This is a genomic window from Paenibacillus solani (genome assembly GCF_050475945.1).
In the GTDB taxonomy this organism is placed as follows: Bacteria; Bacillota; Bacilli; order Paenibacillales; family Paenibacillaceae; genus Paenibacillus_AQ; species Paenibacillus_AQ solani_A.
In genome coordinates this window covers 1-22,026 of the sequence record NZ_JBCMXJ010000004.1, presented here as the reverse complement: position 1 = coordinate 22,026, position 22,026 = coordinate 1, and the positions used below count along the sequence as shown (strand labels likewise).

The 22,026-nt window shown below is 48.0% G+C and carries 25 protein-coding genes and 1 riboswitch; of the genes, 2 read left to right on the top strand and 23 right to left on the bottom strand.

Translation table 11 applies throughout. The annotated features are described in order from the left end of the window. Window positions 1-18 precede the first annotated feature (18 nt). The 12 genes from glmU to ABEQ74_RS01390 form a co-directional block, all read right to left on the bottom strand. Window positions 19-1,413, bottom strand: coding sequence for a bifunctional UDP-N-acetylglucosamine diphosphorylase/glucosamine-1-phosphate N-acetyltransferase GlmU (gene glmU, locus ABEQ74_RS01445; protein ID WP_430118700.1), 1,395 nt, complete (start codon window positions 1,411-1,413; stop codon window positions 19-21). A gap of 110 nt (window positions 1,414-1,523) precedes the next feature. Beyond that, window positions 1,524-1,808: a septation regulator SpoVG gene (gene spoVG, locus ABEQ74_RS01440; protein ID WP_006207419.1), complete on the bottom strand. Its 285-nt coding sequence runs from the start codon at window positions 1,806-1,808 to the stop codon at window positions 1,524-1,526. 182 nt (window positions 1,809-1,990) lie between these two features. After that, window positions 1,991-2,818 (bottom strand): pur operon repressor, encoded by an 828-nt coding sequence (gene purR / locus ABEQ74_RS01435; RefSeq protein ID WP_430118697.1) that lies wholly within the window; start codon window positions 2,816-2,818, stop codon window positions 1,991-1,993. 91 nt (window positions 2,819-2,909) lie between these two features. Beyond that, window positions 2,910-3,764, bottom strand: coding sequence for a 4-(cytidine 5'-diphospho)-2-C-methyl-D-erythritol kinase (gene ispE, locus ABEQ74_RS01430; RefSeq protein WP_430118695.1), 855 nt, complete (start codon window positions 3,762-3,764; stop codon window positions 2,910-2,912). Window positions 3,765-3,957: 193 nt separating this feature from the next. Next, window positions 3,958-4,140: a small, acid-soluble spore protein, alpha/beta type gene (locus ABEQ74_RS01425; RefSeq protein WP_009591920.1), complete on the bottom strand. Its 183-nt coding sequence runs from the start codon at window positions 4,138-4,140 to the stop codon at window positions 3,958-3,960. Between the two features lie 213 nt (window positions 4,141-4,353). After that, entirely contained in the window at window positions 4,354-4,629 is a 276-nt protein-coding gene (gene veg / locus ABEQ74_RS01420; protein ID WP_006207415.1) for a biofilm formation stimulator Veg, read from the bottom strand. 315 nt (window positions 4,630-4,944) lie between these two features. Then, window positions 4,945-5,847 (bottom strand): sporulation peptidase YabG, encoded by a 903-nt coding sequence (gene yabG, locus ABEQ74_RS01415; RefSeq protein WP_430118692.1) that lies wholly within the window; start codon window positions 5,845-5,847, stop codon window positions 4,945-4,947. Window positions 5,848-5,973: 126 nt separating this feature from the next. Next, window positions 5,974-6,858, bottom strand: coding sequence for a 16S rRNA (adenine(1518)-N(6)/adenine(1519)-N(6))-dimethyltransferase RsmA (gene rsmA / locus ABEQ74_RS01410; RefSeq protein WP_430118690.1), 885 nt, complete (start codon window positions 6,856-6,858; stop codon window positions 5,974-5,976). Beyond that, complete coding sequence (rnmV, locus tag ABEQ74_RS01405) at window positions 6,855-7,406, bottom strand: ribonuclease M5 (protein WP_053490717.1); 552 nt, start codon at window positions 7,404-7,406, stop codon at window positions 6,855-6,857. Before rnmV ends, rsmA begins: the two co-directional genes overlap by 4 nt. A gap of 182 nt (window positions 7,407-7,588) precedes the next feature. Beyond that, window positions 7,589-8,776, bottom strand: a complete 1,188-nt coding sequence (locus ABEQ74_RS01400) for a G5 domain-containing protein (protein ID WP_430118688.1) — start codon at window positions 8,774-8,776, stop codon at window positions 7,589-7,591. A 271-nt stretch (window positions 8,777-9,047) separates the two neighbouring features. Continuing rightward, window positions 9,048-9,261, bottom strand: a riboswitch (cyclic di-AMP (ydaO/yuaA leader). 205 nt (window positions 9,262-9,466) lie between these two features. Then, entirely contained in the window at window positions 9,467-10,234 is a 768-nt protein-coding gene (locus ABEQ74_RS01395; RefSeq protein WP_430118765.1) for a TatD family hydrolase, read from the bottom strand. Window positions 10,235-10,332: 98 nt separating this feature from the next. Continuing rightward, the gene (locus tag ABEQ74_RS01390) at window positions 10,333-11,622 is read right to left on the bottom strand and encodes an HD domain-containing protein (protein WP_430118763.1); all 1,290 of its coding nucleotides are present in this window, start codon (window positions 11,620-11,622) and stop codon (window positions 10,333-10,335) included. A 321-nt stretch (window positions 11,623-11,943) separates the two neighbouring features. Between ABEQ74_RS01390 and ABEQ74_RS01385 the strand changes: the two genes are divergently transcribed. Beyond that, complete coding sequence (locus tag ABEQ74_RS01385; RefSeq protein ID WP_006207408.1) at window positions 11,944-12,198, top strand: AbrB/MazE/SpoVT family DNA-binding domain-containing protein; 255 nt, start codon at window positions 11,944-11,946, stop codon at window positions 12,196-12,198. Window positions 12,199-12,331: 133 nt separating this feature from the next. Here ABEQ74_RS01385 and rsmI read toward each other — a convergent pair whose 3' ends face one another. The 10 genes from rsmI to ABEQ74_RS01335 all read right to left on the bottom strand — a co-directional run bounded on the left by rsmI (window position 12,332) and on the right by ABEQ74_RS01335 (window position 20,378). Continuing rightward, window positions 12,332-13,225: a 16S rRNA (cytidine(1402)-2'-O)-methyltransferase gene (rsmI, locus tag ABEQ74_RS01380; RefSeq protein ID WP_430118685.1), complete on the bottom strand. Its 894-nt coding sequence runs from the start codon at window positions 13,223-13,225 to the stop codon at window positions 12,332-12,334. Then, on the bottom strand, window positions 13,222-13,989 hold the full coding sequence (locus tag ABEQ74_RS01375; protein ID WP_430118683.1) for a tRNA1(Val) (adenine(37)-N6)-methyltransferase: 768 nt from the start codon (window positions 13,987-13,989) through the stop codon (window positions 13,222-13,224). Before ABEQ74_RS01375 ends, rsmI begins: the two co-directional genes overlap by 4 nt. Before the next feature lie 174 nt (window positions 13,990-14,163). Then, the gene (gene yabA / locus ABEQ74_RS01370; RefSeq protein ID WP_430118681.1) at window positions 14,164-14,532 is read right to left on the bottom strand and encodes a DNA replication initiation control protein YabA; all 369 of its coding nucleotides are present in this window, start codon (window positions 14,530-14,532) and stop codon (window positions 14,164-14,166) included. A gap of 32 nt (window positions 14,533-14,564) precedes the next feature. Further along, window positions 14,565-15,365 (bottom strand): PSP1 domain-containing protein, encoded by an 801-nt coding sequence (locus ABEQ74_RS01365; RefSeq protein WP_430118679.1) that lies wholly within the window; start codon window positions 15,363-15,365, stop codon window positions 14,565-14,567. A 57-nt stretch (window positions 15,366-15,422) separates the two neighbouring features. After that, window positions 15,423-16,409 (bottom strand): DNA polymerase III subunit delta', encoded by a 987-nt coding sequence (gene holB / locus ABEQ74_RS01360; RefSeq protein ID WP_430118677.1) that lies wholly within the window; start codon window positions 16,407-16,409, stop codon window positions 15,423-15,425. Between the two features lie 60 nt (window positions 16,410-16,469). Further along, complete coding sequence (locus tag ABEQ74_RS01355; RefSeq protein ID WP_430118675.1) at window positions 16,470-16,913, bottom strand: YaaR family protein; 444 nt, start codon at window positions 16,911-16,913, stop codon at window positions 16,470-16,472. 341 nt (window positions 16,914-17,254) lie between these two features. Further along, window positions 17,255-17,584, bottom strand: a complete 330-nt coding sequence (locus ABEQ74_RS01350; RefSeq protein ID WP_006207400.1) for a cyclic-di-AMP receptor — start codon at window positions 17,582-17,584, stop codon at window positions 17,255-17,257. A 65-nt stretch (window positions 17,585-17,649) separates the two neighbouring features. Beyond that, window positions 17,650-18,294, bottom strand: coding sequence for a dTMP kinase (gene tmk / locus ABEQ74_RS01345; protein WP_430118672.1), 645 nt, complete (start codon window positions 18,292-18,294; stop codon window positions 17,650-17,652). 95 nt (window positions 18,295-18,389) lie between these two features. After that, window positions 18,390-20,057: an aminotransferase class I/II-fold pyridoxal phosphate-dependent enzyme gene (locus tag ABEQ74_RS01340; RefSeq protein WP_430118670.1), complete on the bottom strand. Its 1,668-nt coding sequence runs from the start codon at window positions 20,055-20,057 to the stop codon at window positions 18,390-18,392. A 135-nt stretch (window positions 20,058-20,192) separates the two neighbouring features. Next, the gene (locus ABEQ74_RS01335; RefSeq protein ID WP_053490729.1) at window positions 20,193-20,378 is read right to left on the bottom strand and encodes a sigma factor G inhibitor Gin; all 186 of its coding nucleotides are present in this window, start codon (window positions 20,376-20,378) and stop codon (window positions 20,193-20,195) included. A gap of 234 nt (window positions 20,379-20,612) precedes the next feature. Between ABEQ74_RS01335 and ABEQ74_RS01330 the strand changes: the two genes are divergently transcribed. After that, entirely contained in the window at window positions 20,613-21,134 is a 522-nt protein-coding gene (locus ABEQ74_RS01330; protein ID WP_430118668.1) for a hypothetical protein, read from the top strand. Between the two features lie 93 nt (window positions 21,135-21,227). Here the strand turns inward: ABEQ74_RS01330 and ABEQ74_RS01325 are convergent, their stop codons facing one another. Beyond that, window positions 21,228-21,665: a hypothetical protein gene (locus tag ABEQ74_RS01325; RefSeq protein WP_430118666.1), complete on the bottom strand. Its 438-nt coding sequence runs from the start codon at window positions 21,663-21,665 to the stop codon at window positions 21,228-21,230. Window positions 21,666-22,026: the final 361 nt, after the last annotated feature.

Below are 22,026 nucleotides of genomic sequence, written 5' to 3'. Positions count from 1 at the left end.
TAACAGAAGCAGGAATGATTATGATTTATTGTTCTTCTTAGCAATGGCGCGTGCCCGCATTTTTTCTGCGTACCCTGGCTTGTTCTCTTGACGCTGTCTGGCAATGGCCAGATCATTATCCGAAATCGAATGCGTTATGGTAGAGCCGGCAACGACGAATGCGCCCTTGCCTACCTTCACTGGGGCAATCAAATTTACATTACTGCCGATAAAGGCATCATCTTCAATTTCGGTAACATACTTATTATATCCATCATAGTTGACTGTTATCGCACCACAGCCGATATTAACATTCTTGCCGACCTTGGCATCCCCCACATAGCTGAGATGAGATACCTTGGATCCATTATCAATGGTGGCATTCTTCACTTCGACGAAATCGCCTACCTTCACGTCCTCACCCAGTTTGGCGCCTGGACGAAGATAAGCAAAAGGCCCTACCGTGGTACGAGAACCGACTTCAGCGCTGCTTAGCACCGAATGTTTGACGCTAGCACCATCCGCGATAACGGAATCTTCGATATCGGAGCCCGGTCCGATCACGCAATCTTCACCGATCACCGTATTACCTTTCAAAACGGTCCCCGGATACAGTATGGTATCTGAGCCAATGGTAACATCAGCACCGATGTACGTTGAAGCTGGATCGATGATGGTAACACCGTTCAACATGTGCATGCGGTTGATGCGATCTCTCATAAAGCCTTCTGCTTCCGATAGGGCATGACGATCATTCACGCCAATCGATTCCGCATAGTCATCTGTCTGATAAGCAAGCACGGTCTCGCCGGCTTGTTTCAGAATCCCGATGCAATCGGTCAGATAATATTCCTGCTGCGCGTTCTGATTGGTCACGCTGTCTAATGCCGCAAATAGCTTTTTATTGTCAAAACAATAGGTACCGGTATTAATTTCAGTAACTGCGTCCTCTTCCGGACTGCAATCCTTCTGCTCAACAATCCGCAGCACGCTTCCATCTTCGCCGCGAATGACCCGGCCGTAACCCTTCGGGTTATCCATATGCGCGGTCAGTACGGTAGCGGCCGCACGGCTGCTTTCATGAAGTTTCAGAAGATTCTCCAGTGTTTCGGACGTCACGAGCGGAGTATCGCCGCAGATGACAATGGTGGATCCTTCCTCGGCACCCAGAAGTTCCTTGGCCTGCTTTACAGCATGACCTGTTCCGAGCTGCTGCTCTTGCAGAACATATTCAGCTGCGTCTTGTAGATAGGCACGGACCTTTTCTGCCCCGTGTCCTACGACCACAACGCTGCGTTCACAGTTTACCTGCTGCACCGTTTGCAGTACGTGTCCAACCATCGGCTTGCCACAAACAGGATGCAGCACTTTATAAAGTTTGGATTTCATACGTTTGCCCTGCCCAGCGGCGAGCACAATAGCATATCTTTTCAAGGGCCATGCCTCCTCCTCTTGAACTCACTACTGAATATATATCATTCTACAAAAAAAGAAAAGAGAGCCATAGACATGGCTCTCTTTTCCTTGAACCCCAATTGTAAAACTTAAGCGCCTTCTTCAATCACTTCTTCTTCTGTAGCCGCTCGCTCATACTCAGCCAATACAGCCGATTGAATCTTCTCGCGGGTACCGGAAGAAATGGGATGGGCAATGTCGCGGAATTCTCCATCAGGAGTGCGTTTGCTCGGCATTGCAACAAACATTCCATTGTTACCGTCGATGACGCGAATGTCGTGAACGACAAACTCATTATCGATGGTAATGGATGCGATTGCCTTCATTCTCCCCTCAGAGTTAACACGGCGGAGTCTGACATCCGTAATTTGCATATGTGTTCACCACCTTTTTCCATCAGAGACTTGGTGTATAATTCCACATAGCAAACCTAAAATCCTTCTTTTTATACTATAAAATATCCTAAAATCAGGAATTTTTTTTAGAATGTGATATTTTCGACAGACTTCGGGCTAATTCGAAGGAAACCGCTACAATATCGACAAATATCGCAATCTTATTTTTCGAAGTAGTTTCCGGGATTTACCGTAATGCTCTTCGTTTTGGAGTCTACATCACTTAAGATCGCAAGTGAAATATAGTCCTCCAGAAGTCTTTCTTCTGTTTCCACTGCTCCTGATTCTACCAGCACACCCACACCTGCGACTTCGGCATTAAATTCACCCAGCAAATCGACCATTCCCTGGATGGTTCCTCCTGCCTTCATGAAATCATCCACGATCAGCACGCGGGAGCGTTCCTTAAGTGCTCTGCGAGATAAAGACATGGTATGGATGCTCTTATGCGAGCCTGAGACATAATTGATGCTTACGGCCGATCCTTCCGTCACTTGATGGTCCCGACGAACTAATACGACAGGCAGGTTCAATTGGGCTGCCGTAGCGTAGGCTAACGGAATTCCCTTCGTTTCCACCGTCATCACCACATCGATCTCGCGGTCAGAGAACGCTGTTGCAATAATCTTCCCTGCTTCATTCATCAGCGACGGCTGACCAAGCAGGTCAGACATATACAAATAGCCTCCAGGCAGAATCCGGTCGGATTGCTGTAATTGCTCACACAGCTCCTCCGCAAAACGCAGGGCATGGTCTGTGCGCAGTTTAGGGATATATCTTACTCCACCTGCTGCGCCGGCCAGCGTCTGAAGCTCTCCGAGCCCCTCGCTCTCGAACACGTCCTTGATGATCGCCAAATCCTCACTGATGGATGACTTGGCTGCTCCATATCGGTCAGCGAACGTTGTTAGAGGTATCAGCGTATGCGGTTTGGATAATAAGTATTGGGTCATATCGACCAATCGTTCGCTTCGTTTTAATTTTTTCACTAGGGTTCCTCGCTAAATCCGAATATTATACATCAAATATAACATCTTTGTACGTATTTATACAAACATTATTGAGATTTGTTCTCTAAATCTAGGTCAACAGGCGAACGGCATACACTTCCTTGCAAAATCCCCGCAGGCCATTGTATATCCGGGCTACTTTGGATTCCTTGGAAACCAGACCAAAGACCGTAGGACCACTGCCCGACATAAGAGCGCCGTCAGCCCCTAACTTCAGCATCCCGTCCTTCAGCTGCTGGACTTCCGGGTGCAGCTTCAGGGTTACTTCCTCCAGCACATTGCCGAGCGATTGGCACATCTGCTGAAAGCTCCCTTGCTGAAGCGCCTCCACCATGCGCTGAGATGATGGGTGGTGCTGAATCTGCTCACTCCGCAAGCGGCCGTATACTTCCGCTGTTGACACATTGATGGGCGGCTTCGCCACAATCACCCAGCATTGCGGAGGGTTCGGGATGGGCGTGAGCACCTCGCCGCGTCCTGTAGCCAGCGCCGTGCCGCCGCTCACGCAGAAAGGCACATCTGAGCCGAGCTCTGCGCCGAGCGCAAGCAGCTCCTCCTGAGGGATGCCCAGGCCCCAGAGACGATTCAAGCCTCGCAGAGTTGCCGCAGCGTCACTGCTTCCTCCTGCAAGTCCCGCGGCAACGGGAATCTTTTTGTCCAGATGTATATGTACCCCATTCTTCACATCGTAGCGCTCTTTTATTAATTTTGCGGCTTGAAAGGCCAGGTTCTTCTCGTCCAGCGGTATGTATCCTGCCTGTGAGGTAATGATGATGGTGTCCCGCTTCTGTTCTGACATTTCGAGCCGATCAGCAAGATCGATCATCGTCATGACCATTTCAACCTCATGGAAGCCATCAGGACGTTTATGGAGCACATCCAGCATCAAATTGATCTTGGCCGGTGCTTTTTCGTATATTTTCAAGATCGTTTCACCTATCCTTAGCTTTTCCCATATGCTTGAACTTAACATATTCGAGAAAAAACATCTAATGCCTTTATATTAACAAAATCAAGCTTTGAAGTCATGAGACTGTTTGAGAAGAGAACTCCTTGATTGCCAGCTATATAAACAGGGCCTTCCGTGTATCGGAAGACCCTGCTTCTCCATCATGCTCTTACAGATCGGATTTGCGGGCTGCTCGCTCGGCAAGCTCGATTGCCCGTTTTACCATGTTGCCTGCATCCTTGGCCTTGATGCCTCCCCAGCCTTCCTTCTCCACGGTGTCATAGAAGCCCAATTCCTTAGCCAGCTCGGTCTTTAATTGATCAGACATAATGCTTCGTCTTCTCCTGCTCATTCATTTCCGCCTCCTTGAAAAATGTATTGAGTATGGCAATGAACAGCACCCGGCGTCGTAAAGAGCTTAAAGCAATCCCCGTATGCTCTTTAACCCCTCACCCGGAAGGCGGGTGCAGCCTTAGTATGCATCCGACCCTCCCTTATCATCCCCGCGAAAGGATGGCAACAAAAAACAGCCTCCTCTGGAAGTGGAGACTGCTCTCTCATGACGTTATGACTTGATATAGGTGATACGCATCTCATTGTCGTCACCGGTGACCATAATTTCCACTGTTTCGGTCAAAATATCGGCATAACTGTAAGACACACGTTTAAACGTTTGTTGGTCCTGATCCAACTTCACAATGAAAACAGAAGGGTACGTTTCTTCCAAAACACCAGTACGCTCGACGGTCTTCCGGCGGCCACCGTTAGCCCGAAGCGTAATTTTTTGCCCTAAATGGGCATCGAGACTGCGTTTGATTTCCAACAGCGCGTTTTTAGCCATTGTCGACGACCACCTCTTTCCTTGTCCATTATATCGTAGATTCAGTGCGTTGTCAATTCAAAAACATTAATTATATCAGCAATAAAAATATGTTGTCAACGTTTTTTTTTGACCCGGTAATTCTCGCCTTCATTTGCTTTAATATGCGCTAAATTGACACATTTTATGTATATTTTTTTGACAACTTTTTTACAAAATCAATGAGCATAACAAAAAACCCCAGCCTGTGGGGTTTTCCTGTTGTTATATTCACCTTTAATAGCTAACAGCACTTACAGCGGACTTTGGAATATCCTTGCAGGAGTTAAAGAGAATCTAACTGACTGAAGGGGTCACCTTTAAGGTAGACAGATCCTGCAGCTTCGGCAGGCCAATGCGATAGCTGCCTCTCGTCTCGATCCCGCCTACGCCTTGGCTTCCGCTAATCGTATGATGCACAACGTCGTGCATATTCACCGTGTCGCGGACCGACGTATAGGCCGCCTTCGCAGCCACATACACGGGATCCAGCGCATGGATAAGAATTCGCCCGGGTGAGCTGGCAAAATTAGCTCCTGCCTGCAGCAGCGCTTCAAAATGCGATTGGCATGCTCCTGCCACAATCACGAGGGAGTCCAGATTGCGCTCATACTGGCGTGCTACCTGAATCGCTGTGACGAAGTTATGCGAATTCTTATAGCTGTCCAGACTTAATAAATCGTAAGGCTGCCGTCTCTTGAGTACGCCGTCATGGCCTGTGATCACAACGATATCAGGTCTTACCCGCGGAAGAAGACGATATAACGAATCGGCCATTGTCGACTCATTAATATAATGACCTTCCGCGGGGACCCGAAGCTGGCTGTACAAGGCCAAACTCTTCTTCAGATATTGGGGATCCCCATCCAAATGCAGCACCTTACCTGGCACATCGAAATATCCTTTATCCGCATGCTGACCGCCGTCAATCCCTCTAAGATTAGCCCATTGGCGTTCGCTCTGCTCCTGTCTATGCTTTTGCAGACGGTCCAGCGACTCATTGGCTTTGATCTGCGCCTGCTTTGTTCGTTCGCTTAAGGTGGGATGCGGAACCGTCACCAGATCATCAACGGGAGCGTCGGCCAGCAACCGGAATTCCGTCCCTTTGATGACGATATTATTATTTTGCCGCATGCCTTCTACCCGGAACGTTACATCGCCGCCGTATGATTTACGGACGACCAAGTCTCCCAAGTTCATTACAACATCACCCCTACCCTATGGTATGGGCCACTGTCATTATTGGTTCTTGCGAATTAATGATTTATAAGCGTTAAAGCCCATCGCGGCCGTAAGCTTCGTTCTAACAGCCGGATTCAAGCCATATTAGCGAATATTTGCGTGGTACAGCACATTGCTGAGCCTGGCGTATTCTTCGATGCTAAGCGTCTCTCCACGCCGTGAGGGCTCAATGCCCGCTTCTTGCAGCAGCTGCTCGAGCCGCTCCCGGCCCTCTCCTGGAAAGAAGCGGCCCTTCAAATTGTTCGCAATCGTCTTCCGCCGCTGGGCAAAAGAAGCCTGTACTACCTCAAAGAAGAATCCCTCGTCTTCCACACGAACCGGCGGCTCTTCTCGAACAGCTAGACGTATAACGGCCGATGCTACATTCGGCTGTGGAATAAACACCGTATGCGGCACGATACAGACCAGCTTGGGCTCACTGTAATATTGAACAGCAATGCTAAGACTTCCATAATCCTTGCTCCCAGGGGCTGCCGCCATCCGCTCTGCTACTTCCTTCTGGATCATCACTACGATATTCTCCAGGGGCAGCTTTTCCTCCAGCAATTTCATGAGAATTGGTGTTGTCACGTAGTAGGGCAGATTAGCCACAACGCTTACCTTCGATACACCCGCAAACTCCCGGTGGAATAATTCATGAAGATCTACCTTGAGAACATCCCCGTGATGGACCTTCACATTCTCATAAGGTTCCAGCACTTCCTCCAGAATCGGAATCAAACGTTGATCAATTTCGACCGCTCTGACGACTCCCGCTGTCTGTGCCAGCTTCTCCGTCAATGCCCCGATGCCCGGCCCGATTTCAAGCGCTCCCTTATCTTTATCCAAGCCTGCCGCTTCCACGATCTTGGACAGAATGTTCTGATCGATCAGAAAGTTCTGTCCAAGACTCTTCTTGAAGGAGAATCCATGACGTGCAATGATCTCCTTCGTTCTTCTCGGCGTTGAAATATCTTCAGTTCGGCTCATTGGCCTGTGCCCCCTTCTTCCAGCTGCGTCAGCGCGGCCAGAAATTCTTCTCGCGATATTTGAAACATGGCCAGTCGTTTATGAAACTGCTTGCTGTTGCAGTAGCCGATGCCCAGTATATTCCCCATCGTCATACGTCTTGCGGCTGCATCCGGATGGGCCGATAAGCCAGCTTCCAGTAAGTCATCCAGGCTAATCAGGCTCTCTCTTCCCTCAAAAGAGGTATGTACCCGCTCCAATGCACGCCTTATCGCTTCCGGAGAGGCATTCTCCACCCCGATATCGCCTTTACGGGTAGCATCCGCTTCCGGAATGAAGGCGTGCTTGCAGCCGGGTACACGCTGGTCCACAATTTTGCGGATCCGCTCCCCGGCATGATCCGGATCGGTCAATATAATAACGCCTCTGCGCTCCTGTGCCAGCGCAATACGTTTAAGAATAGACTTGTTAATCGCAGAGCCGCCGGTTTCGATCGTATCCGCGTCAACGGCCCGTTTAATGGCCACTGTGTCGTCTCTGCCTTCCACAACGATTACTTCTTTAATCATCCGTATTCTCTTCCTTCTCAAGGATCCAGGCTTGTACAGCTAATTAAGGGCTCTGCTTCGCCTGATATGCTTCGTTCTTTACAAAACAAAAGAAGAGGAAATATTCCCTCTTCTTCATCATCATATATTATAAGCTAAATAGTATAGCATTAGAATGTCATTGTAAATTGGTTTTCATGCGATTAATTTAATTCAGGTTTAACCGGACCGATCACATATACAGTGCGGCCGCTCTTCCGGCCGAAATTCATGGCCGATTTCAATGAATCATAATAGACATCAATTTTATGTCCTTTAATGGCACCACCTGTATCTTCAGCACGACGGAAGCCAATGCCTTCGATATATACCCACCATCCGATCGGGATGATGTTCGGGTCTACGGCGATCGTACGCCCTTCCGTTACTCGCGTTCCGGATGCGGTGCGTGTGCCGATACCTTTTTGTTCAGCAGAGTATGCCGTCATTGATACGTTCTTCAATACTTTAGTGTATTTAAAATCAACGCCTGCACGGGAAGCAACATTGTTCTCTACAGCCTTGGCTGCCGTTACTTTTTTCGTATCAGACAGCTTAGCTGGAGTTGCTTTCACTGGAGTGGCTGCTGCCTGCACAACTACAGGCTTCTCCACTTTCTTGGTACCTACAGCAATGATCTTATCCTTCGTTCTGCGCTCGACTTGTTGAGAGACCTTCGTCTTGGCAACAAGCTTGCCGTTGTGGTAGACCTTCTCATAATGGTTCACCATCAAACCAGGCTCGCCCCGCTGAATGACGCGGTTATCCCCTCTTTCAAGCGAAGGGTCGGCAGTCTTGATCACACGGAATTCCCGGTTCTCTGTCTCCTTAACGTTTTGTTTCGTGACGCGAACGACATTGATATTCATATTGCTGGTCAGCTCCGTGCTCTGCGACGGTTGTACTATATCTTCACCCTGGACCGCAATACCAGCCTCTTTCAGTACGTGATCCACTGTTTCCTGGGATGTAAATATGGTTTGGGTTGTGCTGCCTACTGTTACGTTGATTGGAATTGCTCGTTTAATAATAATTCGGTCTCCGTCCTGGATCGCGCCGTTTAAAGGCATCGAAATCTGATCCTGAGGACTCAGCGTGATCGCTTGTTCATCCAGCAATTCCTGCAACAAGGATCCGCGTGTTTCTACCGTAGTGACACGACCATCAACAACAAGCTGAACTTCCTTGCCTGACTGATCATGGACAACCAGCGATATGAGAAGTGATACCGTAATGGCTCCCATAGCCCCGAGCAACATCAATTGACGCAAATTGTCATGCTTCCATCTCAATGCGTAAGACATGCTGGATGATTGCGATTCATGGGTTTCTTCAGGTTGAAAAATGCCCACTATTCCATCCTCCTTCATAGTCCCGCCGCCTTCAGTAACGCATGAATGCATTTGACGTGACTATAGCAATTGTTCTCACAAGGCGCCCTGCTATCTATCTATACGCCCTGCGTCAGTCCCCATCTTCCCGTTCATCCATCACCACCCTTGTTTACCAAGCGTATGATGATTCCCTTGCCATTATTCAAAAATAAAAGAAAGCCTTGAAAGAGTACTAGAGGCTCTGACGTGGCTTCCTGATGTTTAGAATCATGGAAATGGTATGCACGAGATTTCCCCTCTTATTTCGCTTACGGAGTTAGCTGTCGGGTTCGGACGTAAGAGAGACGCCCTAGCTCCGGATACCGCTCATGGCGAAATCCTTCACATTCACCCCAAAGACCCGAAAAAGAATCAAATACAGCTCCGTGCATCAAAGAACAGCATACACGGCAGTATCGGTTCCCCCGTTCTCCACACATTCGGAGATTAAGCGAGATGGTTCATGAAATAATCGGCTGTGATCTGCACATCGCAGCTTCTTATCACTGAAAAGATGATATCCTGTTTACATGCAGGTTGTAAAGCAACAATCAACCACATTTTCTCATGTAAATGGTTAAAATATTGTAATATTGACGTCTTTTCTGATTAAAAAACTTTAATTAGTCGCGAAAGCTCCTCTTTTCATCGCTTTTGCTCCCTTTTTCGTTAAATGCCAAATCGTTCCAGCGCATTTTGGGTGGTAATCCGGGCCAATTCCTCATAGGACAAGCCTTTAATTTCGGCTGCCATCTCTGCCACCAATTTCACATAGGCGGTCTCATTTCGCTTCCCGCGAAATGGGTGAGGTGTCAAATACGGTGAGTCCGTCTCAATCAATAAACGGTCCAGTGGAACCTTCGCCAAAACTTCTTTAGGCTGCTTCGCATTCTTGAAGGTAATCGGCCCGCCAAACGAAATATGAAATCCCATATCGAGGCACATTTTCGCCGTTTCCCAGCTGCCGGAGAAAGAATGCATGACACCTCCGACGTCGGATGCCTTTTCCTCCCGCAAAATCTTAACGATATCTTCATGCGCATCCCGGTTGTGAATGACGATCGGCATGTTCAGCTCCCGGGCAAGTCCGATTTGACGCCGAAAAACAAGGTGCTGGACATCCTTCGGAGATGTATCCCAATGATAATCAAGACCAATCTCCCCGATTGCCACCACCTTCTCATGGCTGCATAAGGATGCGATCCAGTCCAGATCCTCATCCTGCATGGTGATTGCATCTACGGGATGCCAGCCCACAGCCGCATAAATAAAATCATAAGTCTCTGCCAGCTTCATCGTGCTCGGAATCGTTTCCCGGTTAAATCCGATATTGATCATCCGGGTCACGCCGGCTTCAAGCGCCCGCTTGATCGCCATTTCCCGGTCTTCGTCGAATTGGGGAGCATCCATATGAGTGTGTGTGTCGAACAACATAATGTTTCACACTCTCCTTTCCTGTCGTTTCCTGTGAATTCGGTTTTTCCGCACTTGCTTGTATTATACGTATACGAGGCTTTCTAACGATGTTTAGTTTTTCAGTCGTGCTGCGAAAAGAGACTTGCTATCTTTTTCGGCATAACGCCCAGTACGGGGGTTATTTTCTCTTCCGGATAATACAGATGATATCTTCCTTTATGGATACCGCTGATCGAGCGTACAATCTCGGAAACCTCCGAGATTTCTCTCAAATTATCATGCCGGTCCAGGAGCAGTATCTGCTGCTCGTAAAGTGGCAGATCAGAATGAACTTTATCATAAGGAAGATCGGTTGGAAAATCAATCTCCAGATCATATTCCGGATGCAGTCCCGCCTCACGGAACGTTTGGCGTATTCCGTCGATGGTATCCAGATCCATATTGTCGATTTCTACATATTTGTAGAGTCTCCGATGCATGAAACGGCCGCAAAGTTCGCTGAGAAGCTTGTCTTCTTCCTCCGTCCATTGCAGAAATGCTGTTTGGATCAGGGCTTCATCCAGACGCAGGTATTGTTGCACGCTGAGACAATTGGCAAACAAAGCAGATATAGGCTCCACCATAAACTGAAAAGCATACCCTTGGTCATGCAATTCCTTCGCACGGCGAAAGATTTGACGCAGGATGATCTCAGAGCTACGGGTGACAGGGTGAAAATATACCTGCCAGTACATCTGATAGCGTGACATCAGATAATCCTCTACCGCGTGCATGCCGGATTCCTTCACGACAATCCGATCCCGGTGGGGCCGCAGCATCCGCAAAATCCGGTCAATATCTATGGTTCCGTAATTGACTCCCGTATAATACGCGTCCCTTAACAAATAATCCATCCGATCGGCATCGAGTGGACTCGTGACCAGGTTCATGACAATCGGTTTATCGTAGGTTTTGTTGATCACGGAGGCTACTTTCTCAGGAAAGTCGGCTCCGAGTTCTTGCAGCACCTTATTGACACAAGTATCGCCAAGCAGGATCCGGCATGTCCAATCCTCGTGATTCATATGGAATGCTTCCTCTATAGAGTGGGAAAAGGGTCCATGACCCAAGTCATGAAGCAGGGCTGCACAGAGTGCCACTTGTCTTTCTTCGGCGGGCCAATCCGAGTATCCCTTCCGTTCGAATTGAGAGATGATTCTTCTCGTAATTTCATAGACCCCTAAAGAATGAGAGAATCGGCTATGTTCAGCACCATGAAAAGTCAGAAAGGAGGTCCCAAGCTGCCTAATCCGGCGAAGGCGTTGAAATTCGGGCGTGTTGATTAACCGCCATATGACATCGTCTTGGACATGAATGTAATTATGAATAGGATCCTTAAACACTTTTTCTTCTGTTATAGGTGAATACATCATTTCTCATCTCCTTATCATGAATTGCGGAAATAACAGATAAACACTACTTTTGACGCATAATGTCGAACAGTGTCGAATAAGGTAAAATCACGCTTTCCAAATCGACAATTAGAAAATTGCAGCAATTTTTGGGCTAATTTTGGTAGTTTTGTTGCTATACAAGGGTTTTGTTCACTATACTTTCGTAAATAGGTTCCGATTTTTCAAAAAAATAGGTTGACTGTTTTGGGAATCGTTGGTACTATAAGTAACATAAAAACTAGAACTATGTCGAATTATGACTTTTTTAAATTATGGCGAGAGGGGCATTTATAAGTTATGATGAAATCAACAGGAATTGTAAGGAAAGTCGATGAGCTTGGACGGGTCGTCATTCCGATCGAATTGCGCCGTACACTGGGTATTGGTGAGAAAGATGCATTGGAGATTTATGTAGACGGCGAACGCATCATGCTTAAGAAATATGAGCCTGCCTGCATCTTCTGTGGTAACGCTGAGAATGTCACTTACTTCAAAGGCAAAATTGTTTGCCACGAATGTATCTCGGAAATCCCTACACCTGTGACAAATTAAGATTTTTAGTATATAATAGCATTATTACATTTTGTTAATTCTAACCTTTTTCATATCTCCTTGATGCCTTCCTCGGCTATGAACCCGGCCGCAGGAAGGTCTTTTTTTGTTCTTCTCCCTGCAGCTGGATGGATTATGAGTCTGCCAAGAGTGCATTATATATATCCCGCTTCGACACCCCGCGATCACCTGCGGTTTTTTTCATGGCCTCTTTGCGGTTTAGCCCTTCCTGCTCATAATGCTCCACATGGGCTTCGAGCGAAAGCTCCTGCCACCAGGCATTTTTCTCTTTCAATTCCTCTTCTGCACTCCCGGGTTCAACAACGATACAGTACTCTCCCAGCGGTGCATGCTCCGCGAGCCATTCCAAGCATTCCGATATGTTTCCACGGAGAAATTCTTCAAAGCGCTTCGTTAGCTCCCGTGCCAAGGTTACCTTCCGATTTCCAAGAACCTCTTGCATAATCTCCAGTGTCTTCTTCACCCGATGCGGGGACTCATACAATAATAACGTTCCCTGCGCCGATTGCAGCGCCTGCAGCTGTTCCACCATTTCCTTACGCTCCCGCGGCAAAAAACCGATGAACGTAAAACGTTCGGTCGGCAGACCCGAAACGATTAAGGCCGAAAGTGCGGCATTGGCTCCGGGGATTGGGATCACAGATATACCCGCTTCAATCGCCAGGGAAACAAGATCACTGCCAGGGTCCGAAATCGCCGGCAAACCGGCATCACTGACGAGTGCCACATTTTTTCCTTCTATTATATAACGTATGATCTCCGGACCGCTCGCTGCCTTATTATGCTCATGGTAACTAAACAACGGCTTGGCCGGAATCTCAAAATGGGTCAGCAGCTTACGGGTCTGTCTCGTATCCTCTGCTGCGATAATATCGCATTCCTGGAGGATACGGACGGCGCGGTACGTCATATCTTCTAAATTACCGATCGGCGTCCCTACTAAATACAGGGAACCCGGATATCCTTCCCCTCGCTCGGCATAACTCTGTTGCACAAGATTCTTCATTCTTTCATCTCATCCTCATGTGTTCCGTAGTAGATTTCCATAAAATCCGGTCCGTAATTTCCTTGCTCATCATACACAATCAGCGGTGGTCTCAGCCTTACTTCTGGCTTTCCGTCCCGTATGCCTTCGATCAGGACCATGTTGGCTTCCATATTTACGCGCGGATGGACAAATCGAATGACCTTCGGCTCAATCCGGTATTTGCTCATCAAGGTGATAATTTCCGCCAGGCGCAGCGGCTTGTGAACCATGCTCATCTTGCCGCCTTGACGAAGCAGCCTTGCACAGGACTCGATCACTTCCTCAAGTGTACAGTGGATTTCATGTCTAGCTATCGCTTGATGTTCATTCAGCTTCAAGTCGCTACCATTCATCGGCATATAAGGAGGATTAACCGTTATCAGGTCATATGCCCCATGTCCCTTTTCCTTATATAACTCCCGCAGATCGCCTTCATGGATCGTAATCTGCTCCTGAAGATCATTCATCGCTACGCTCCGCCTGGCCATATCCGCAAGTCTCGGCTGAATCTCAATGCCGTCAATGGGCGCGCTTGTTCGTGTCGACAACAGGATGGGCACCACCCCGTTGCCTGTACACATATCCAAAATGCGGCCCCTGCGCGGGATACTCGCAAATCTGGCAAGCAGGACTGCGTCCATGGAAAAGCTGAATACCTCCTCGCTCTGGATAATCCCAAGCTCATGGGTGAGCAGATCATCAATCCGCTCCGATGGCTGCAATAACACGTCTTTCCCTTTCATCGTTTCAATCCTTCACCTCTATAATTTCAAATCTGCTCTCTATGATCTAAATACATATAAGACTGCTCTTCATATTACATGACAAGCAGCCGGATGAATTGGCATTTCTCCGATTCTTACAGTATGACCTTTCCATTCTAGAAAAAAACCGTAGGCAGTTTCTCCTACGGCTTCTTATTTATTCAAAAAAGATAAACAGAACAGGCAATCCCCTTCCGTTCTCAAATGCCCGTAATAGACATTGCAAATATGGAAGCCTTCATGATACAGACGAGCCAGGTTATCATAACCCTCGCCGACCACATCTTCATGTTTCTCATCCTTCGCATGAAGCTGAGGTTGTAAAGCCACTGGGTTTTCCACGTCTGCCGGATGGACTTCCTTCTTTAATATTTTCCGGAGCTGTTCATTTTCAAGACTGAGGTGATGGTTCTCTTCCAGCAGTTCCTTGATGACCAGCTTGAGTCCACCCAGTTCACTGTGTATATGTCCCATCTGTGTTTCCAACTCTTGAATGAGCACAAAAATGTTTTTCTTCTCCAAGTCTACACCCCGAAAATAAACATTCTATTGGACTATTTAATGACAACGTCGTCCATTGGAAGTTCCTTAACCTTACCAATTTCGAACAGCTGAACATGAACTGTCCGCTTATCCGCATTCAGTCCAACTACTTTGCCTTCTCCCAGCGAAGTGACGACCATTTTTCCAGCGGATGGAAGCTCTTCTTTCACGCTTTCATAATTATCATGCTCAAACTTCAGGCAGCACATCAATCTTCCGCATAGTCCGGAAATTTTGGTCGGATTGAGCGATAGGCTTTGATCCTTTGCCATCTTGATCGATACCGGCTCAAAATCACCAAGCCATGAGGAGCAGCACAGTACGCGTCCACAGGGTCCAAGACCGCCGAGCATTTTGGCTTCATCACGAACTCCAATCTGACGAAGCTCGATTCTTGTTCGGAATATACTGGCCAGATCCTTGACCAGTTCACGGAAATCGACGCGGCCTTCGGCCGTGAAGTAGAAAATGATCTTATTGCGGTCAAACGTAAACTCCACGTCAACCAGCTTCATTTTCAATTCGTGATCCCGAATTTTATTTAAACAGGTAGTGAATGCTTCCCTAGCCGCTTGCTTGTTCTCTTCCACCACGCGGGCGTCAGAATCACCAGCAATACGGATGACCTTCTTAAGCGGAAGGACAACGTCGGATTCACCTACCTCCTTCTTTCCTATCACAACTTGACCATACTCGATGCCTCTCGCCGTTTCCACAATGACGGATTGCTCCTTCTCCACGGGCAGATCGAGCGGATCAAAGTAATATATTTTGCCCGCTTTCTTAAAACGGACACCTACTACACTGTACAAAAATAAACCCCCTTGTGCCTGTACATAATGGCCATTCTAAGGGCCTGGGGGGTGTGCTCACGCCGGAGTGTTACCGCCCAAACCCATCAATAACTGCTCTAAACTGAGCTGTCCATTGACATTATAGCGTAACTTCTTCTGACACTCTGCGGCCAAATCCATGTATGACACCCACTGTGCTGTGCTGCGGGCTGATGCATGGCCAGAGATATACTCTGCCTGATCTATGAAAACGAGAGACTCTTTCCTTCCATACTGGACATGGATCATGTCCTTAAACCATAAATGAAACACACTGAACAGGATGTCCAGATGCTCAGAGAGTTCAGTTTTGAACACTTTTTGACTCGCGGTGATGATTGCTGAGCCGCTGCGGTTCAAAGACTCCTTCCCTAATTGTAACACTACGTTTCTAATTTCTGCAAACCAATTCTCATTCAATATTTTCCTACACTCATCAAGTCCGGAAGCCAGATGAACCGCACAGCGTACAAGAGCGGTAGCATAACCCTCATCGATCAGAACCTTCTCCATCATCTGGGGGTTCAATGCTCGGAACGGGACTTGTTGAGATCTGGACAGAATGGTCGGCAGAAGGGCCTGTCCGTTCTCGGCAATCAAGATAGCAACAGCTGGTACCTGTGGCTCCTCTAGAAATTTCAATAGACTGTTGGCTGCCTGTGTGGTCATCTTCTCGGCCTGGTCCATAATGTAGACTTTAGGGTTCCGGTTCTCCGAACGATAGGAGAATACCCGCTGAAGATCCCGAATCTGATCAATCTTAATGCTGGCTCCATCCGGCTCGATCAGGGTTAGATCGGGATGATTGCCGTGATCTACTTTGCGGCATTCCAAACAATGCCCGCAAGCATCATCTTCAAGCTCTGTACAAAACAATGCCTTGGCAAACGTAAGCGCCGTCTGCATCTGTCCGGCACCATGGGGGCCGCTAAACAGATAGGCATGACTGACCGCATTACGACGCAAGGCATTTTGCAGCAGTTGCTTCGCAGTCTCTTGACCTACGATATCATTAAAAGACATAAGTCCTCACTTTCTACCCATCCTTCATTTGCCTCTATCAGAAGAATTCGAAGAATCGAATTAGAATACAAGATTGATCAGCATGCCGCGAATTTCCCCAACCTTGTTCAGCAGGTCAATTCTTCCCTGCTCCGTATCCAAGAGATCATCGGCCATCGCCAGCAGCGCAGAATCAACCTCATCGATGACGTTAAATCGCTTACCGCGTCCCCGACGGTCCCAGCCGCGTGTTTCTTTCATCTTGACGCCACGGCGAACGGTTTCCTCCAAAAAACGGCGAACCATCAATTTATACGCTTTGAGCTCACGAACGGTCATCGCTTTGGCCAAGCGATCCCCTTGCATCGCAATTTCACGCATTTGACGACTCAGCTCCTCATGGGTCGCACGTTCGCCTTGCTGCTGCATCATATCGGAGAACGAGCGCTGCTGAATCGGTCTGGCGCCGCTTTCCGACACCGTAAGCTCACTTTTTACGGGTCGAAAGCCCGGATTAATCTTCACCTAAATCCCCCGCCTCTTGCGTTATTCTTTCCATCTAATAAAACGGAGGCACCCGGGTACGTTCATATTGAACAAACCTGTGCCTCTCGTGAACGTACCCTGAAATTGTTTTCTTGTCAAGCAATTCATTGACAAATCAACGAACAATTCTACAGTTATTTAGTTCCATCTACATTATCCGTCAATTCAAGTCCAATTACCAAGTGCCTACGGTCTACGGTAAACTATTTTTATTATGATACAGTATGGATTCGGAAGACTTGGAATGAGAGGAGAGCACAGCCGTCACATATCCCAATAAAAACATCCGTTACATATCTGTCGCAGATCTCAATATGGACTTAGAAATGTTCAAACCGCTCTACTGGGAGCACAAATACCGTAGCGCCGCCGACCTGTACTTCAACAGGAAGAGGCAGATAAGAATCCGTCGTACCGCTCATCGGGGTTACCGGAGTGACCAGCTGCTCACGAACCTTACAGCTTGTGCGAATGACACTAAGTACACTTTCAACCTGTGAATCGTCTACCCCAATCATAAAGGTGGTATTCCCCGCCTTCAGAAATCCGCCAGTACTTGCAAGTTTTGTTGCCCGGAAGTTCGCTTTGACCAATGCGGCGGAGAGACGGTTGCTATCTTTATCCTGTACAATCGCAACAATCAGTTTCATGGTAAACCCTCCTTGTTTTTTTGGGGCATTGTCTGCCCTTAACTCTACTTATTTGACAAACATCATCAAAAATCCTTTAAAATTGCCTCTTCTAAGTAGCGAATCAATTCTCTTTCCACTTGTGCAGGCGTTTTGGAGGCATCCAGCTTGCGGATACGTTCCGGATTACGCTCCGCTACCAACAGATAACCTTCCCTAACCTTTTCGTGAAATGCCAAAGCCTCCATATCCAGGCGATTCAGCTCCCGCTCTGCATTCGCCGCGATCCGGGACAAGCCGATCTCAGGCTCGATATCAAACAATAGTGTTAAATCGGGCATCCGTGTATCGATCGCGAACTGATTGATACTCCATACCTCATCCATGCCCAGTCCCCGTGCATACCCCTGATAAACCAGGCTGCTATCCACAAAACGGTCGCATAGTACGGTTAAACCCTGCTTCAAGGCCGGCTCCACCTTCTCTGCAAGATGCTGACGACGAGCAGCTGCATATAATAGTGCTTCTGTCCGGGGATCCATTGCAGTATGCGCCGGATCAAGAATGATGGAACGGATCTTCTCGGCGATCTCGATCCCGCCTGGCTCGCGGGTGATGAGGTACGGGATCGAATGATTCTGCATAAAGGCAGCGACTCTGCCCATCATCGTTGTTTTCCCGGATCCGTCCCCTCCTTCAAGAGTAATGAATAGTGGTCTGCGTTTCGTCATAGTATATCCTGCTTTCTATCTTCATTCATTGATCGATCTTGGGTTCAAAATTTTCCATCCCCTATACGTCCCACGTAGTAGCGAATACTTATCTCTTACGTTTGCTTGTAAACGACAATGGTTTGCAGCTTGGGGTCGGTGATACCCTGGCATTTAGCTCCTTCATCTCTTAAAGCCAGCAGCCTCTGTTCCATAACCTTCGTTATGATTTCACCGGGATATAGAATCGGAATCCCTGGCGGATAAGGGGTAACTGTCTCTGCTGCCTTGCGCCCCGCACTGCCCTCTAACGGAATGGACTCAATCATCCCTCTGTTAATCGGCTTCAATGAAAACGGTATAGGCGCGGAGTATGGAGCCTCCTCGGTTAAATTGTTCCACGTGGAAACATTTGAACTCATATCGGATTCATCTAACAAGGTGTGATCGCTATTTCCAGAAACAATGCTGTCATTCGCTTGGATAAACGGCGGCTCATAGCTCATGAAATCTCCCAGATCACGCAGTTCCCGGATCCGTAATTTCACCCGCTCCGCTGCAAGGTCCGAGTCGGTCTCCGACTCATGTGTTTCCTCCTCCTGCTCTACAATATGCACAAGAGCCCATAGGAGGTGATTCGCATCTGCCTGCGTCGACCCCAGCGAAAATACTAAGACGACGCGCTGCTCGTCGCTCATCTCCGGCACACAGCCGCACGCCTCTAGTGCGCGCTGAAGTGCATACCCGCTCAGGGACCCGGTGCGGTCATATATGACCGCCTTGAACGGATCCTGGCGGGTATACGCCGCGGCGGCCGTGTCCGCGGCGTGGCCCCCGGGCTGCAGCGGCTGCAGCAGCCCGAAGCGCGGCAGCTTCGCGAGGCCGCGCCGGAAGGTCTCCACGGAGGCCAGGCCTGCCGTGAAGGCGCCTGCGCCTTGCGTGTGCAGCAGGCGCCGCGCCAGATCCAGCGAAGCCATGAGCGGGTAAGAAGGGCTGGAGCTCTGCACCATCGCCAGCCGCTGACGCAGCAGGCTCCGGTCGAGCAGCCCGCCCTGTACATGCAGCATGGCTCCCATCGTCATAGCGGCTAACATTTTATGTGTGGATTGAACCACACCATCGGCACCGCATGACAAAGCGTTCTTCGGCAGCTGAGGATGCTGCCCATAATGGGCTCCATGAGCTTCATCAACCAGAAGCGGAACTCCGCGTTCATGACAAGCTTCCGCCAGCGGCCTCAAGTCGCTCCCCATTCCGTAATAATTCGGCATCGTAACCAAAACACCCTTGGCCTCCGGGTAAGCCGCCAATGCAGCTGCCACTGTAGCTGCGGATGGAGCGATGGCAAGACCGCTAGGCCTGTCCAGCTCAGGCTGAAGAAATACCGCCCTTGCTCCTGCCAGCATCAATCCGTTCAATACAGACTTATGTACATTCCGCTGCACCAGTATAAGATCGCCAGGTTCACGGCATACCGTTAGAATCAATGCCAGATTGCCGGTGGTGCTCCCCCCTACCAGAAAGAAGCTTTCTTCGGCGCCAAAGCAATCTGCAGCGAGCACCTGTGCTTCCTGGATAACGCCTTCAGGATGAAATAAATCATCCGTTCCGGTTATTTCCGTCACATCTATACGCATGGCCTCTTGTAGCATACCAGCCAAGTAATGGTCGGTCTCATATGCTTTGCCATTCTTATGTCCAGGTACGTGAAATGATGATGCTCCGCGTTCCCGATATAATGCCATGGCTTCTGCAAGCGGCGCACACTCTCTATGTGTAGTCATCGACATATCCCTTCGGATTACATTCTCTAACCTATTTTAACGCAATTTGAAACGTACGCCTATGCCCCGATTCCTCTATAATCCCCACCCAAACAAAAAAGGCCTTCGATCAGGCCCATTGTACGGGTATCACGTCTATGCATTTTTCGGCATCGCAATTTGTTTTAATTGATGGATAAAAAAATGATATTTGGCATCCTCTGCATTGGTATGAACGATTTCCGATTCACAATCCTCGCATACGAATTGCGATACAATGAGGATACCCTCTGTTTTCGACTGATCGCATATGATACACACGTGTTCGGTCAACTCTTCCATAACCATCCCACCTTGGTCCTTTTACTATTAGTATGACACAGTTTCTATTATTTTAAACCTTTTCATAGGATATATCTTTCTACGCCTTATTTATATGCCCCCCTTGGTGGCCTTGTGTCTGTACCTATTTTTAACTTAATAAAAATATGATTTTAACCGATAAAATACATAAAAGACTTCATCTTCTTATCTATCGAACATCATCATCTTCTTAAAGGGGGACGGCATAGCCCAATGGCAGATCCACACGGTCAAGCCACCTTTTATCATTATCGACTCGTTAAAAAAATCCAGATTCCTAAAAGCTTGTTGTTCCTCTACTTAAGTCTGCCTTGGCTGGCTGGCGCTGCAGGAGCATTCTGGGTATCACCATATATCCTGCTGGATATGCTGATTGCCTTCCCGATTGTGTTGTGGATCCAATATGTCGTAGGACATACCGTGCTCCTCTTGCAGGGATCAAGCTATCGGAAACGTTGGCGCTTCCGTCTCAAGCCACCCTGGCTTGGCTATAACCCGGAACAACATGTCAGTCGGCGTGTGTTCATACTGGTCCAGTTCTATACCTGCTGGATAGGGATTGTCCTATGCGTGATCATGGCTTTCTGGTCTCCGCTCTCTTTTACGGTTGCTCTTCTCATCTGGCATCTGTGGCTTCTGCTCCCTCGGGGTTACGCCTTGCTGCGTCTGAGTGGACAGCGTAAAGATGGAATGTTGAAAATGAATGACCAGGACATCTCCTACTACAAGCAATAGCGTCGGGGAGAGGTCTTGCACAAATCATTACATAATTTTGATTTACCCTTTTATATGAAATAAAGACCTCCATCCGAAGCCGGGAAGAGGTCTTTATTTATTCGTTTTATTGCTTTCCAATCCTTGAATGACTTGCTTTCTAAGCTGCGAGGGAACCGTGATTATAAGAAAATCGTCATGCACCGTGAGGTGGACGATGCTTTTACCTTTTTCAAATACTAACGATGAACTGTCTTCATCTGTTTCCTTCTGCTCCCATCCCCAGGACTCAATCTCTTCCAGATAAGCCTCTGGAATGCTGTCCCCTTCCTTCAAACCTGGAAGCGCATAGCGTACATAGTCCAATTCACTATTGCCTGTGGTCTGCTCCGTTTTGTTTGCTTCCTTCGGAACAGGAAATGACTTTACATTCGCTGCACCATCAAAGGATTTCCAGGTGGGTTCTGTGGATGCTCCACATCCGGTTCCGGTCAACAGTATCGTACCCGCACATATTAATCCTGCCACTTGCAGTCCACGTTTACGCAACATATTATTGTCCTCCTTCCCCCACAATAACCGGTCTCCAGATGAGTATTCATAGTTGATTGGTTAATGGAGAACCTTCCAATCAGGCCTTCATTCCTATAGCCTGCGTAAATCGGTAATCACTTACCCAATAATGCCTAATTGTATTATACTGATTTTAGATGCGCTTTCGGTAACAAAATCTTCATCTGTTTACGTCACTTTATCGAATATGTTATATAACAGCAAGCAACTAATTCCTTGCCTGCGAGCTTGATTCTTGAATAAATAATGCCAAATCGATCATCCATTTTGGATATATAAAAAAATAAAAACCACCATCGATTACATCGACAGTGGTTTTTCGCTTGGCGACGTCCTACTC